The sequence below is a fragment of the Ruminococcus sp. MCC718 genome, assembly GCF_018783905.1.
GTDB lineage: Bacteria > Bacillota > Clostridia > Lachnospirales > Lachnospiraceae > Hominisplanchenecus > Hominisplanchenecus faecis.
Window position 1 is genome coordinate 13438 of sequence record NZ_WQNP01000032.1, and the last position, 14061, is coordinate 27498.

The 14061-nt window shown below is 46.0% G+C and carries 12 protein-coding genes; all 12 read right to left on the reverse strand.

The window, feature by feature from the left end:
* Positions 1-21: 21 nt before the first annotated feature.
* Positions 22-1296 (reverse strand): ATP-binding protein, encoded by a 1275-nt coding sequence (locus GPK60_RS04045; protein ID WP_215658901.1) that lies wholly within the window; start codon positions 1294-1296, stop codon positions 22-24.
* Positions 1287-1997, reverse strand: a complete 711-nt coding sequence (locus GPK60_RS04050) for a LytTR family DNA-binding domain-containing protein (protein WP_022119951.1) — start codon at positions 1995-1997, stop codon at positions 1287-1289. Before GPK60_RS04050 ends, GPK60_RS04045 begins: the two co-directional genes overlap by 10 nt.
* A 471-nt stretch (positions 1998-2468) precedes the next feature.
* Positions 2469-3908 (reverse strand): Asp-tRNA(Asn)/Glu-tRNA(Gln) amidotransferase subunit GatB, encoded by a 1440-nt coding sequence (gene gatB, locus GPK60_RS04055; RefSeq protein WP_215658902.1) that lies wholly within the window; start codon positions 3906-3908, stop codon positions 2469-2471.
* Between the two features lies 1 nt (position 3909).
* Positions 3910-5394, reverse strand: coding sequence for an Asp-tRNA(Asn)/Glu-tRNA(Gln) amidotransferase subunit GatA (gene gatA, locus GPK60_RS04060; RefSeq protein ID WP_173865634.1), 1485 nt, complete (start codon positions 5392-5394; stop codon positions 3910-3912).
* Positions 5395-5404: 10 nt separating this feature from the next.
* Positions 5405-5698, reverse strand: coding sequence for an Asp-tRNA(Asn)/Glu-tRNA(Gln) amidotransferase subunit GatC (gene gatC, locus GPK60_RS04065; protein WP_147631723.1), 294 nt, complete (start codon positions 5696-5698; stop codon positions 5405-5407).
* A gap of 82 nt (positions 5699-5780) precedes the next feature.
* Complete coding sequence (gene aspS, locus GPK60_RS04070; RefSeq protein WP_173865672.1) at positions 5781-7109, reverse strand: aspartate--tRNA(Asn) ligase; 1329 nt, start codon at positions 7107-7109, stop codon at positions 5781-5783.
* A gap of 479 nt (positions 7110-7588) precedes the next feature.
* Positions 7589-8803: an LL-diaminopimelate aminotransferase gene (locus GPK60_RS04075; RefSeq protein WP_022119956.1), complete on the reverse strand. Its 1215-nt coding sequence runs from the start codon at positions 8801-8803 to the stop codon at positions 7589-7591.
* Positions 8804-8918: 115 nt separating this feature from the next.
* Positions 8919-9758 (reverse strand): diaminopimelate epimerase, encoded by an 840-nt coding sequence (gene dapF, locus GPK60_RS04080; RefSeq protein WP_022119957.1) that lies wholly within the window; start codon positions 9756-9758, stop codon positions 8919-8921.
* Positions 9759-9795: 37 nt separating this feature from the next.
* Positions 9796-10344, reverse strand: coding sequence for a response regulator (locus tag GPK60_RS04085; protein WP_173895998.1), 549 nt, complete (start codon positions 10342-10344; stop codon positions 9796-9798).
* 58 nt (positions 10345-10402) lie between these two features.
* A complete protein-coding gene (gene glnA, locus GPK60_RS04090; protein WP_022119959.1) occupies positions 10403-11731 on the reverse strand; it encodes a type I glutamate--ammonia ligase in 1329 nt (442 codons plus the stop codon).
* 310 nt (positions 11732-12041) lie between these two features.
* Complete coding sequence (locus GPK60_RS04095) at positions 12042-13676, reverse strand: NlpC/P60 family protein (protein WP_215658903.1); 1635 nt, start codon at positions 13674-13676, stop codon at positions 12042-12044.
* Complete coding sequence (locus GPK60_RS04100; RefSeq protein ID WP_215658904.1) at positions 13677-14012, reverse strand: hypothetical protein; 336 nt, start codon at positions 14010-14012, stop codon at positions 13677-13679. It abuts the gene before it with no gap.
* Positions 14013-14061: the final 49 nt, after the last annotated feature.

Genomic DNA, 14061 nt, shown 5'->3' on the forward strand with positions numbered 1-14061 from the left:
GCAATTTTACACTACTTTCGCTCAAATTACAAGAGGTATCAGGATTTTCACATAGAAATTCTCCCCTCTTGAGCCGTATTGAAACTGACCGCCATGGTTTTTGACTGTTTTTCTTACATTGTGAATCCCATATCCATGCATTCTGTCGTCTTTTTTAGTCGTCCGGAAGATTCCCTTTCTTACCTGTGCATGTGCTTCGCAGCTGTTCTCCACGATCAGCATAAACATCGAATGATGTTTTCGTACTTCAATCTTTACCATGCGTTTTTCTTCTTCCAGCTTTTCACATGCCTCTATTGCATTGTCCAGAAGATTTCCAAGCAGAATGCACAGTTCTTTATCTGCAAGAGCGATCTCTCCGATCATATCCGTCTTAATTTCATATAAAATTTTCTTTTTTTCCATGGCAAGCAGCTTATATTCCAGGATCATGTCAAGGATCAGATTCTGCGTCCACTGCCTGTGCCGGTCTTTTTCCAGCGGCCGCAGTTTTCCGATATATTTATGGAGACGCTCATACTCTCCTTTTTCTGCCAGCTTCCACATCACCAGGTTGTGATTGTTCATATCATGATATAAACGACGGTTTTTTTCGTATTCCATCGCCAGCTCTTCATACTGATGCTCTGCCATATCCACCCGCATCTGCAAAATCTCTTCTTTTTGTTTCATATCGTGGTAGATCAGATAAATCATGCACAGAATCCCCAGAAATACAACCATTGCCCAGATACTGCTCTTGAACACGATTTTACTGCTGCTCCCGAGCAGAACATTCTGGAAATAGAATACGGCAGAAGATCCGATCAGAAACAGCAGCGAAACGAGCATCCAGTTGACTTCGATCTCATGGCTTTTCTGCCATTCACAGATCCTCAATACCAGAATACAGACCATGATCCTGCTGATATTCAATGCCAGTATGCTGACCATCCCAACGTCTGCATACTCTGCTCCGATGCAGAACAGCAGTACAATCCAGGTGCGACCCAGTTCCTCCAGTACCTGAAAACAGCCAAACACCAGAAATGCCTGCCAGATGGAAACTCTTCTTACTGCCCACAGAAACAATGCCAGAATGCCGCTTTTGAATATAAAAATCTCAGCTGCCGAAACACCTGCTTTACCCAGGCATCTGAAAAAGACATTCATCCCCACCGAAGCACACAGATAGATCAGGCTTTCTTTTCGCTCTACCATTTCCGGCTTCAGACCTCTGGCAGACACATCACATATCAGAAACACTTCCAAAACCACGATCAGATACTCTGCAATTGCAAAACCGGTCATCTCCATCCTCTTTCCATATATTCACTCATTTTCTGCATGATCTCTCTGTTATGTCCTCTTCCTACCTTGATCAAATCCCCATTGTCCATCGTAAGCATTCCCTTTTCCAGGCGTTCCACATGAAGCAGATTCACAATATATCCCCTCTCTGCCATGACAAACTGCTCTTTCGGGAGTTTTCCGGCAACCTCTTTTAAAGATTCCCTGTTTGCCTTTTTTCCCTGAAGTGTCACAAAAATGGAATTCTTCTGTTCTTTATAAATATAACAGATCTCACGCAGTGCTACTTTTTCGAACACGCCTGCTCTTTTTACCAGATACTGTCCTTTGACATGTATGCCGATCTCCCGGCAGATCTGCCGCATCGTCTGTACCAGTTTCTTTTCCATATTTTCTTTGATAATATAATGAAATGCCCGGACTTCGTACCCGGAAAGTGCATATTTTTCGTATGCAGTCAGGAACACGATGTATGCCCTCTCCTGTATTTTTCTGATCTCTTTTGCAAGCTCCAGTCCATTCCCGTCCGGAAGTTCAATATCCAGAATATAAACCGTGAACAATTCCTGCGACAGCTCACTTTGCAGCTGACTGAATGTAGAAAAACACTCAACTTGAAAATTTTCCTCTTTGAAATTCCGTTCTATCACTGCCTTCGTGCTTTCTCTGACCATATAGTCATCATCTACAATCGCTATTCGGTACATAACCAATTCTCCTGTATTTTTAAGTACATTCTCCTTATAGAATATATAGGAATTATCAGAAAAAATCAATTACTTTTGTGCCTCAGTCGAAAACAGGGAGCTCTTTTTCAGAGCTCCCTGTGCATAAGCTAGGCGGATACAACTCACACTCGTTTACTGACTCACACTTCAATCCCATATTCTAAAAGCCCACCTACCTAAGATGATTATATGGTTTTTTGTCTATTTTGTACGCTTTTGTCCGTAAATTGTCTTTTTTTGTCCGTAAATTGCAAAGATGCCAGGGTCATAAGCCTGAAACCACGATGTGCTTGCACAGGAGTGGTTTACGACTTAATGACCCGCCCCGACATGAGCATAAAAGTGAAGCGTAAACTTCACGATATGCGAATGTCGGACAGAATTGTGAGAGTACGAAGTACGGAACAATTCGTATGGCATCTTTTGTCTATACTATCTTGCAAAGATATGTTATTCCTGATCCAGAATTTCTTTCAGAATTTTGTTGACACTCGCCGGATCTGCTTTTCCTTTCATGGCTTTCATGGTCTGTCCCACCAGAAATCCGATCGCTTTTTTCTTGCCGCCTTTGTAATCGGCTACCGACTGTGGATTCTCAGAAACAATCTGCTCGATAGTGGCCTTAAGTGCACCTTCATCGTTCACCGTTTTCAGTCCATGTTCTTCGATGTAAACTTCCGGATCAACATTCTCTTTGAAAATCTGCTCAAAGACTTCTTTCGCCACCGAACTGTTGACCGTTCCGGCATCTGCAAGATCTACCAGTTTTGCCAGATTTTCCGGTGCAAAAGAAAGATCTTCCGGATCCATGTTGTTTTCTTTTAACAGTCGCAGGGTCTCACCCATCAGCCAGTTGGATACTTTTTTCGGCTTTTTGCAGATTGCAGTTGCCGCCTCAAACAGATCCGCCATATGTTTGGAATTTGTGATGATCTGTGCATCATAATCCGGAATATCAAATTCTTTTTTATAACGTTCCAGTTTCTCGCTGCGAAGTTCCGGCTGGCGTGCCTTCACCTCTGCGATCCATTCGTCACTGATCACAACCGGTGTCAGATCCGGGTCCGGGAAATAACGGTAATCCTGGGCATCTTCCTTGGAACGCATGGTAAAGGAACTTTCTTTGTTGTCATCCCATCTTCTGGTCTCCTGAATGACCTTTCTGCCCGCCTCGATCAGCTCGATCTGACGCTCTCTTTCGCCTTCGATCGCATGTGCAATGGCTTTGAAGGAGTTCAGATTCTTCATCTCGGTTCTGGTGCCAAACTTTTCTGCTCCGACTTCGCACACGGATAAGTTGACATCGGCACGCATCGAGCCTTCCTGCAGTTTGCAGTCTGATGCTCCGAGATACTGGATGATCTGACGAAGTTTTTCCAGATAGGCAATGACTTCTTCTGCACTTCGCATATCCGGCTCGGACACGATCTCGATCAGCGGCACACCGCTTCGGTTGTAGTCTACCAGGGAGCAGTCTTCCCACTCATCGTGCACCAGTTTTCCGGCATCCTCTTCCATATGGATTTCGTGAATCCCGATGATCTTTTTGCCTCCGGCTGTCTCGATCTCCACACCGCCGTCATGACAGATCGGCAGATACAGCTGTGAGATCTGATAGTTCTGCGGGTTATCCGGATAGAAATAATTTTTACGGTCGAACTTACAGTACTGATGGATCTGGCAGTTTGTTGCAAGTCCCACCGCAAGGGCATACTCAACCACCTGTTTGTTCAGTACCGGAAGGGAACCCGGCATACCGGTGCAGACCGGGCAGGTATGGGTATTTGGTGCTCCTCCGAAAGCAGTGGAGCAGGCACAGAATATTTTTGTTTTGGTCGCAAGCTCTACATGGACTTCCAGACCGATCACGGTTTCATACTGTTTACTCATCTTATTTTGCCTCCCCTTCTGCTGTTTTTGCAAGCTTTGGTGCTTCGTATTTCCTCGTCTGTTCATAAGCATACGCCGCACGGATGATATTCTTTTCTTTGAAGCAGTCCCCGATCAACTGCAGACCGATCGGCAGCCCTTTTGCATCTCTTCCGCACGGAACGCTCATGCCTGGAAGTCCTGCCAGATTAACAGAAATCGTATAAATATCACCGAGATACATTTTCAACGGATCACTTAAAGAATCTCCGATCTTCGGTGCGGTATTCGGAGCCGCCGGTCCTAAGATCACATCATATTTTTCAAAAGCTTTGTCAAATGCTTTTTTGATCAAAGCTTTTGTGCGAAGTGCCTTCAGATAATATGCATCGTAATATCCGGAACTCAGTACAAAGGAGCCAAGCATGATACGACGTTTTACTTCCGCTCCGAAGCCCTCAGAACGTGTCTTTTTGTACATGTTGTGCAGTCCTTCGTAATCTTTTGCACGATAGCCATATTTCACGCCGTCAAATCTTGCCAGGTTGGAGCTGGCCTCCGCACAGGCGATGACATAGTAAGCCGGGATTGCATATTCTACAAGGCTTAAATCAAACTCTTCCACAATAGCTCCCTTTTCTTCCAGCACTTTTGCCGCAGCCAGAATTGCCTCTTTGACTTCCGGATCCAGTCCTTCTCCGAAATAATCTCTCGGAATGCCGATCCGCATGCCCTTCACATCATCCACAAGAGCAGAAGTGAAATCATAATCTTCCCGTTTTACGGAAGTGCTGTCCTTTTTATCGTAAGATGCGATCGCCTCCAGGATTGTCGCACAGTCTGTCACATCTTTTGCCACCGGTCCGATCTGATCTAAGGAAGAACCATAAGCGATCAATCCGTAACGGGAAACGGTTCCGTAAGTCGGTTTTAATCCTGTCACACCGCAGAAAGAACTCGGCTGACGGATCGATCCTCCGGTATCGCTTCCAAGTGCAAAGAGACATTCACCTGCTGCCACAGCTGCACAGGAACCGCCGGAAGAGCCGCCCGGTACGTGTTCCAGATCCCATGGATTTCTGGTCACACCATAGGCTGATGTCTCAGTCGTACTTCCCATCGCAAATTCATCCATGTTGGTCTTTCCGATGATTACCGCTCCGGCTTTTTCCAGATTTTTGACTGCCTCCGCTGTGTAAGTCGGTTTGAAGTTTGAAAGGATTTTCGAACTGCAGGTAGTTAAAACTCCCTCTGTACACATATTGTCTTTGACAGCTACCGGAACACCTGCCAGCGGACCGTCAAGCTCTCCTGCATCGATCTTTGCCTGGATCTCTTCCGCTTTTTTCAGGACTTTTTCTTTGTCTTTCAGTGTCACATAGGCGTGAACGTCTCCTTCCACTGCCTCAATCTGTTCGAGTACGGCACTTACAGCTTCTGCAACTGTAATCTCTTTCGCTTTGATCTTTTTGCCAAGCGTCACTGCTGTCAATTCTGTTATCTTCACTGTGTGCCTCCTATTCTACCGTTCGCGGTACTTTATATGTTCCGTCTTTTTCTGCCGGTGCATTTTTCAGCATATTGTCTCTGTCATCGCCGTTTGTGACCACATCCTCACGAAATACATTGTACACCGGGAAAATATGGGACATCGGCTCTACACCTGCTGTATCCAGTTCATTTAATTTATCAATATAATCCAGCATGCGTTCCATATCTTTCCTGGCTGCTTTCTGCTCTTCTTTTGAAAGTTCCAGCTTTGCCAGAATGCCCACATACTCCATTGTCTCATCTGAGATCACATTTGCCATGTTCTTTCTCCTCTCTTTGCCGCCATATAAAATATCTTTTCTTTGCAATTCTTATTCTATTATCTGTCTTATTTTTGTTTTTCTATGGCTCCAGTCTGCTCAAGTCTCTCGGGAAGAGAGTTGTCTCTCTTACGTTGTCCTCGCTGATCAGCTGCATGGTCAGTCGCTCCAGCCCGATACCAAGTCCTCCGTGAGGCGGCATGCCATGACGGAACGTATCAAGATACTGCTCCAGTCCTTCCGTTGTCATTTTCTTCGCTTCAATCTTGTCAAGCAGCTGCTGATAACTGTGGATACGCTGTCCTCCGGTTGTAATCTCCAGTCCGCGAAACAGAAGGTCAAAACTTAAGGTAAATCTTGCATCCTGCGGATCATCCATTGCATAGAACGGACGCTTTTTGCTCGGATAATGTGTGATAAACACAAAATCTGCACCATAATCTTCTTTGAACAGCTCCCCGATCAGATGCTCTTCTTCCGGCTCCAGGTCGTATGGATTGCGGATCGTACGGTTGTATTTCTCTGCAACCATCTCTTTTGCTTTGTCAAAACGGACCGCCGGAATTTTCGATACATCCGGAAGTGTGATGCCAAGCATATCCAGCTCTTTCTGATAATCCTTTGCCAGAAGTTTCATCGTGTACTGTAAAAATCCGGTCTCCATCGCCATGATATCTTCAAATCCGTCGATGTATCCCATCTCAAAATCAAGAGATGTATACTCGTTCAGGTGACGTTTTGTGTTGTGTTTCTCTGCACGGAACACCGGTCCTGTCTCAAATACCCGGTCAAACACACCAACCATCATCTGTTTATAAAGCTGCGGGCTCTGCTGCAGGATCGCCGGTCTGTGAAAATACTCCAGTTTGAAGAGGTTTGCACCGCCCTCTGCACTTTTGGCCCCAAGCTTCGGTGTGTGGATCTCCGTAAATCCCTGCTCATAGAGGAAATCGCGGAAACCGCGGACCAGACCTTCCTGGATCTTGAATTTCGCACGTTCTCTGACATTTCGAAGAGAGATCGGACGCATGTTCAGTTTCGCTTCCAGTGAAGTATTCAGCTTCCATTTGGAAATCGGCAGCGGCAGTGGTTCATCCGGCTCGCTCAGCACTTTGATCTCTTTCAATCGAATCTCAATGCCGTGTGCGGCACGTTCTTCTTTGCGGATCGTACCGAGTACTTCCACCGCAGATGCCTCTTTGAGTTCTTTTAAGTCAAAGGCTGTCACACCTTCTTCAAACACGCACTGCACCAGACCGTCACGCTTACGCAGGATCACAAATGCCACATTTCCCATATCACGGATCGTATGCACGGCTCCGTTTACTTTTACCTCTGTGCCTTCTGCCTGCACCAGTAATTCACCAATCTCCAATGTTTTTGCTTTTTTTACGCCTTCTAAATACTCCATCATAGTCTTTCGTCTCCTTTCAACTTTTCGCTGTCCGGGAAAAGAATGGAATAAAAAAATCCCGAAACAGCACTGAACTGTTTCGGGACGGATAAACTTTATCCGCGGTACCACCCGCCTTGCAGATGAATCATCTGCCTCTCTTGACGTTTAACGCACGCTCACGTACCGCCCTACCTGTATCTCCTTCGAACGGTCTGCTCCGAAGTGTTCCCATCTTGCCGCTTCCGCCAAAAAGTGCTCTCAGTCGGTGACACTTTATTCCTGTCGGCTTTCACGATCATGAGTCTTCATCTCAGCATTTGCATGATGCCAGGGGCAAAAGCCTGAAACCACGATGTGCTCGCACAAGAGTGGTTTTATGGCATCTCTTAATCGTTTTATCATTTTTATGATTCAAAATCATAGCACAAGTTTTTTCTGTTTGCAAGTATTTTTTATAAAAAATATCGTGTATTTTTTAACAAACGCAATAGTTTTTAAAGTTTTTTAATCCGATCGATTGCTTTTACAGTATTCTCGTAAGTACCGAATGCAGTCAGACGGAAATAACCTTCTCCGCTTGGTCCGAATCCGGAACCCGGTGTTCCGACCACGTTTGCTTTTTCCAGCAGATAATCAAAGAATTCCCAGGAATTCATCTGCTCCGGCGTCTTCAGCCATACATACGGGGAGTTCACGCCGCCCGCAACGGTATAGCCGGCTTCTTTGAGTCCGTTGAAGATATAAGATGCATTCTTGTGATAATATGCGATCTGTTCTGCGATCTGAGCCTTTCCAGCCTCGGAATATACCGCTTCTCCGGCTCTCTGGATGATGTAAGGTGCACCGTTGTATTTTGTGCCGTGTCTTCTTGCCCAGAGTGCATGCAGCTGTACATCGCCGCATTTGAGCTCTTTCGGGATAACCGTGTATGCAAGACGCAGTCCGGTAAATCCGGCTGTCTTGGAAAAGCTGCAAAGCTCAATGGCACAGGTTTTTGCACCTTCACACTGATAAATAGACACCGGGATATCTTTTTCTGTGATATAAGCTTTGTAAGCAGCATCGTAGATGATGACTGCACCTGCTTTATTGGCATAATCTACCCATACCTGAAGCTGTTCTTTTGTGATCGCCTCGCCGGTCGGGTTGTTCGGGAAGCACAGATAGATAATATCCGGAGTCTCTTTCGGCAGTTCCGGGCAGAAATTGTTTTCTGCGGTACAAGGCATGTAGATCACATCACTCCAGGTCTCACTTTTCGGATCGTAAGTGCCGGTTCTGCCTGCCATAACGTTGGAATCCACATAAACCGGGTAAACCGGATCACATACCGCAATTTTATTGTCCAGAGAGAAAATCTCCTGAATATTTGCAGAATCGCTCTTTGCACCGTCGGATACAAAAATCTCATCTGCTGCGATGTCACATCCGTAAGCTTCATAATCATTCTTTGCGATCGTCTCACGCAGAAATGCATAGCCAAGATCCGGTGCATAACCTTTGAATCCCTCTGTTGTGGTCTGCTCATCAACTGCTTTGTGCAGTGCTTCGATCACGGCCGGTGCGATCGGCTGTGTCACATCACCGATACCCAGACGGATGATCTCTGCCTGTGGATTAGCCGCTGTAAATGCATTGACTTTTTTCGCGATTGTAGAAAAAAGATAGCTTCCCGGTAACTTCAGATAATTATCATTTACTTTAAACATATGTGCCTCCTGTGATTCTCATTTCTGCCGGCAGTTCCGGCATTTTTATAAAGTGGATCTTCATCGCCCGCTTTTGCTTTTACTCATGGCAGTCTTTTTCATCTGCCTTGTATCGTTACAATTTAATTTCGCCGTCGAAGACGACTTCTGCAGGGCCCGTCATAAAGACAGTATTCTTCTGCTGATCCCAGAAAATCTCCAGATCTCCGCCAAGCAGTTTTATGGTCACCGGCTGATCTTTTACCACATAGCCATTCAGAATGGATGCCACTGCCACCGCACATGCACCGGTTCCGCAGGCAAGTGTCTCACCGGCTCCGCGTTCCCATACACGCATCTCAACAGTATGATCGTCCAGCACTCTGGAAAATTCTGTGTTGACACGATCCGGAAAACACGGATGCGTCTCAAAAAGCGGTCCGATTTTTTCAATATCCAGACCTTTTACATCGTCTATATAAACAACTGCATGCGGATTTCCCATAGAAACACCGGTCATGCGATATTCCCTGCCGCCTGCCGTGATCGCTTCATTGATGACCTGCGGATTCTCCGATACGATCGGAATCAGGCCTGCATTTAAGATCGGTGCCCCCATATCCACACGGACCGTCTTCACTTTTCCGTTTTCCACCTGCAGTTTCACGTATTTGATGCCGCTCTTTGTCGCAATGCTGATTTCATCTTTATCTGTAAGTCCATAGTCATAAACATACTTTGCCACGCAGCGGATCCCATTTCCGCACATTGCTCCCTGAGAACCGTCGGAATTATACATATCCATCTCAAAGTCTGCTTCCAGCGAAGGTTTGATCAGGATCAGTCCGTCCGAGCCGATCCCAAAGTGGCGGTCGCTGACCTTTCTGGCAACTTCTCCCGGATTTTCAACCGTCTCTTCCAGACAGTTGACATAGACATAGTCATTTCCTATGCCCTGCATTTTTGTAAATTTCATCTGTTCGCCATCCTTTCCTGGTCTGCCTGACGACAGTTTAATACTTCATCAGGGCAAAAATCATTTTTGCTGTCTCTACCATATTGTTTCCACTATCCATACTACATTTCTGCATATAACGATGTGCTTCTTCTTCTGACATATGGTTTCGCTCCATCAGTAACTTTTTCGCATCCAGAATCACTTTTTTCTCTGCTTCGGAACGTTCCTTCGGCTGTGACTTCTGTCTCCGCCTGCGTCGATACATTCCGGCCGCCATCATCTCCAGCGTATTGGCAAGATCTCCGATACGCAGCGGCAGCGGCAGAGATACAATATCCCTGTGGTCGCAGGACTCCAAAATATGCATAGATGCTACCAAAAGCATCTGGAACGAAGATGCCAGACTTTCCCTCAAATCCGCATACATCATATCGTTAAAACGGTATCCGCAGATCACAATGCCGTCTTCCAGATTGTCTATAATCTGCAATACCTGTGCACCGGTACAGCATACACCGATCACGCTGTATCCATTTCTCGCCAGAAGGTTACGGATATTTTTCGCATCTTCCAGCTTTGGAAATACAACTATTATGTTTACCACTATAACCCTCCTCCTCTTGTACAATCTTAAAAATCAAGATCCATCTCGGGAGGAAAATTTATATGCGGTAAAGATACTGATCCAGTTCCCATCCGGAAACCTGGCGGGAATATTCTGCCCATTCTTTCTTTTTCGCCTTGATATAACGCCGGCTGGTGTGTGTTCCAAGCACCTCTTTTACCAGCTCGTCCTTTTCCATTTCATAGACTGCTTCCAGAAGATTGTTCGGCAGGACATCAATACCCTCTTCCTGGATCTCTTCTTCTGTCATATTGAAAATATTTCTATCAACAGCTGCCGGAGGCATGATCTGCTTCTGGATGCCGTCCAGTCCTGCTGCCAGGCAGACTGCCAGCACCAGGTATGGATTTGCCGACGGATCCGGACAACGCAGTTCTATTCTCGTGCCCTCCCCACGTTCTGCCGGAATGCGGATCAGCGGGCTGCGGTTTGTGCCTGACCAGGCAATGTAAACCGGTGCCTCAAATCCCGGAACCAAACGTTTGTAAGAATTGACCAGCGGATTGGTGATCGCACACATTCCCTTGACATGCCGCATCAGACCGCCAATAAAATAGTATGCTTCCTGACTCAGGCCATTTGGATCACAGTCATCCGCAAAAATATTTTTTCCATCCTTTGACAGGGACATATTGATGTGCATGCCGGAGCCATTGATACCGGTCTTTGGCTTTGGCATAAAGCTTGCATGCAGTCCATGGCGTTTGGCGATCGTCTTGACTGCCAGCTTGAATGTCATGATATTGTCTGCCGTCGTCAGTGCCTCGTCATAACGAAAATCGATCTCGTGCTGTGCCGGTGCCATCTCGTGATGAGATGCCTCGATCTCAAATCCCATATCTTCCAGCGTCAGAACCATATCACGCCTTGCATTCTCACCAAGATCCATCGGACCTAAGTCAAAATAGCCTGCACGTTCATGTGTAATCGTCGTCGGCTGTCCATTGTCATCCGTATGATACAAGAAAAACTCACATTCCGGTCCGACATCAAACTGATAACCAAGCTCTGCCGCCTGCTTTACCACTTTTTTCAGAATATATCTCGGATCCCCCTCAAACGGCTCCCGATTCGGACGGTACACATCACAGATCAGTCGTGCCACCTTTCCCTGCTGCGGCCGCCACGGAAAAACATTTAACGTATCCAGATCCGGATAAAGATACATGTCTGACTCCTCGATCCGCACAAAACCTTCAATCGAAGATCCGTCAAACATACAGTTGTTATCCAGTGCCTTTTCCAGCTGGCTGGAAGTGATCGCCACATTCTTCATCGTTCCGAAAATATCCGTAAACTGAAGGCGTATAAATTCTACATCTTCCTCCTGCACAAGACGCAGGACATCCTGTTTTGTATACTTCATATATTCTCCTTTTATGATTCCCATTAGAAAAAGCCTGATAATATGCAAGTCTGCGAAGCAGACATTTTCATTTTCGAATCTCTGCACAATTATTTCATTCTTCTTTTTTATTTACAAGGGATTTTCCTTGTAAATAGAAAAGAAGGGTGCACTGAATAAATCAGAACACCCTTGTTCCAGTCAAATTAGTTTGCATTTTCAGCATCCGCTCATGACGAAGTCACAAGTGCTCTGCTTTTTCATAAAAGCCTTTCTTTTATATGATAGCAGTGCCGCCTTTATTTGTCAACCGCACGGTTTTCATTTTTTATCATTCCAGCCCCAGCGGACTTCTCACATACTGGAATCCGGCTGACCATGCTTCTCCTGTCATAACTCCGTTCTGGCTTGAGGAGCAGTGTACGACCAGCAGGCTTCCGTTGTCATTGACTCCGACTACGATGCCGACGTGGTTGTCGTCTCCTGCACTTGCCGGATGATAAAAGACAAGATCACCAGGTTTGGCACTCTGGCTGTCCACCATCTCGCTTGCATTCCACTGTGTTGTGGTATGATTGCCGATACCGGCATCCTTGCCGCCAAGTCCGTTATAGTAAGACCAGGCAACAAATCCACTGCAGTCCAGACCATAGGAACGCACCGTTCCACTGCTCTTGCTGCCCTCTGCGGACACGGTCATCGGACTTCCCCAGCTGTCATCCCAGCCGATTGCATAGGACTTGCCGCCCCAGAAATAGCCGACTTTTCCGATCAGGCTGCACGCTGCTGCCACGATGGAAACACGTTCTTCACTGACATCGCTGCCTGCCTCGGAACGCACAAATCCTTTGGATGCCGTAACGATTGCACAGAGCTGTCTGCATTTTGTGGACGTGTATTTCTCCAGTATAGCTGTCTGCTCTTCATCTGCACCGTAAAGTGCTATGTAATCCTGAACCGACAGTGCACGGTATTCTTTTGCATCTGTTTCTGCCACTTTTTTTGTTTCTGTTGATTCTTCCGCATCGGCTGCCTTTTCTGTTTCTGTTGATTCTTCCGCATCGGCTGCCTTTTCTGTTTCTGTTGATTCTTCTGCTTCTGCCGCCTTTTCTGTTTCGGCTGATCTGCCTTCGGTTTCAGAGACTTCCTCTTTCTGGATTTTCTCCAGTTTGCGTAAAATTGCAGAATTGCTTCTGACATTCATCAGGAAAAAAATCTGCTCCAGATCATCCCTGCAGGACTTGTCCATCTTTATGCCGGCGTCCTGTCCGTACTTCATTACATAAACAGCCAGCACATCCTGCCAGTTTTCTGCCAGAAAATCTTCCGGTTTGTCCAGAAACTCTTTATAATCTGCTTCGATCTTGTCCATTGTCTTTTCGAACTCTTCATCAAACGAAATACCATACTCACTGGAAAGTTCACCTAAATAAACACTGTTTCCGGCAATGATATTGGAAGCATAATCGGCTGCCGCATCAGAATGATCCACCTGTTCGCTCTCATCATCCGGTTTCTGAATGTCACCTTTCTGACTGTCCTTGTCATCCGCATTGTCTTTTTTATTCCTATCGTCCTTGCTGTCACCGTCTGGCTTCTTGTCGCCGTCTTTTTTATCCGAACCATCGTCTTTTTTATCGCTGTCCGATGTCCCATCCTCTTTGGATGCATCCGTATCCCCTGTCTGAGATGCATTTGTTTCTGTTTCGGCTGCCGCCGTCTCAGTCTGCCGCGTTTCCAGTTCCGGCTTCGTCTCCGGCTGACTGGTCTCAGTCTCCGTTGCCGGTGTCTCGCTCTGGCTCGTCTCCGGCTGACTGGTTTCTGTCTGAGAGCCTTCCGTGTTACTCTCCGCCTCTTTCTGAAGCTCCGTCTGCAAACTCGATGCATAAGCCACCGGTGCTGTACTCATCAGCATACTCCCCGCCAGCATCATGCAGCCTAATTTATATAAATATCTGTTTTTCATTCATCTTGCCTTTCTTCTATAACCTGAACACCTTTTACCCCTGACATTATAATTTTTAATTATAGAAGTTTTTGGATGAATTTTCAAGTAGTGACACAGAATTTTCACAGATGACCTTTCATTGCTCTCATATTTTTCTATTACACATTGATACTTTTTACTGCTTTTATCATAATTAATGCCTTCTTCTATGTGAACACTTTCCCTTATTTTTGCTGATACCAACGATCGACCTCCTGCCAAAAAAAGACCAGGCTTCCACCTCTTGGTTTCTGCCTGATCTTTCTGATATACTATGTATTGGATGCGATATGATTTTTCAACTCCCACTGACATAAGCATCCTCCTCACCCACTGCTTAGTGCTCTGCAGACTTGAAGCGGGG

Bases quoted from the DNA above. Each gene is read 5' to 3' on its own strand.
- GPK60_RS04045 (WP_215658901.1), bottom strand. From the start codon at position 1,296: ATGGAGATGACCGGTTTTGCAATTGCAGAGTATCTGATCGTGGTTTTG.
- GPK60_RS04050 (WP_022119951.1), bottom strand. From the start codon at position 1,997: ATGTACCGAATAGCGATTGTAGATGATGACTATATGGTCAGAGAAAGC.
- gatB (WP_215658902.1), bottom strand. From the start codon at position 3,908: ATGAGTAAACAGTATGAAACCGTGATCGGTCTGGAAGTCCATGTAGAG.
- gatC (WP_147631723.1), bottom strand. From the start codon at position 5,698: ATGGCAAATGTGATCTCAGATGAGACAATGGAGTATGTGGGCATTCTG.
- aspS (WP_173865672.1), bottom strand. From the start codon at position 7,109: ATGGAGTATTTAGAAGGCGTAAAAAAAGCAAAAACATTGGAGATTGGT.
- GPK60_RS04075 (WP_022119956.1), bottom strand. From the start codon at position 8,803: ATGTTTAAAGTAAATGATAATTATCTGAAGTTACCGGGAAGCTATCTT.
- dapF (WP_022119957.1), bottom strand. From the start codon at position 9,758: ATGAAATTTACAAAAATGCAGGGCATAGGAAATGACTATGTCTATGTC.
- glnA (WP_022119959.1), bottom strand. From the start codon at position 11,731: ATGAAGTATACAAAACAGGATGTCCTGCGTCTTGTGCAGGAGGAAGAT.
- GPK60_RS04095 (WP_215658903.1), bottom strand. From the start codon at position 13,676: ATGAAAAACAGATATTTATATAAATTAGGCTGCATGATGCTGGCGGGG.
- GPK60_RS04100 (WP_215658904.1), bottom strand. From the start codon at position 14,012: ATGTCAGTGGGAGTTGAAAAATCATATCGCATCCAATACATAGTATAT.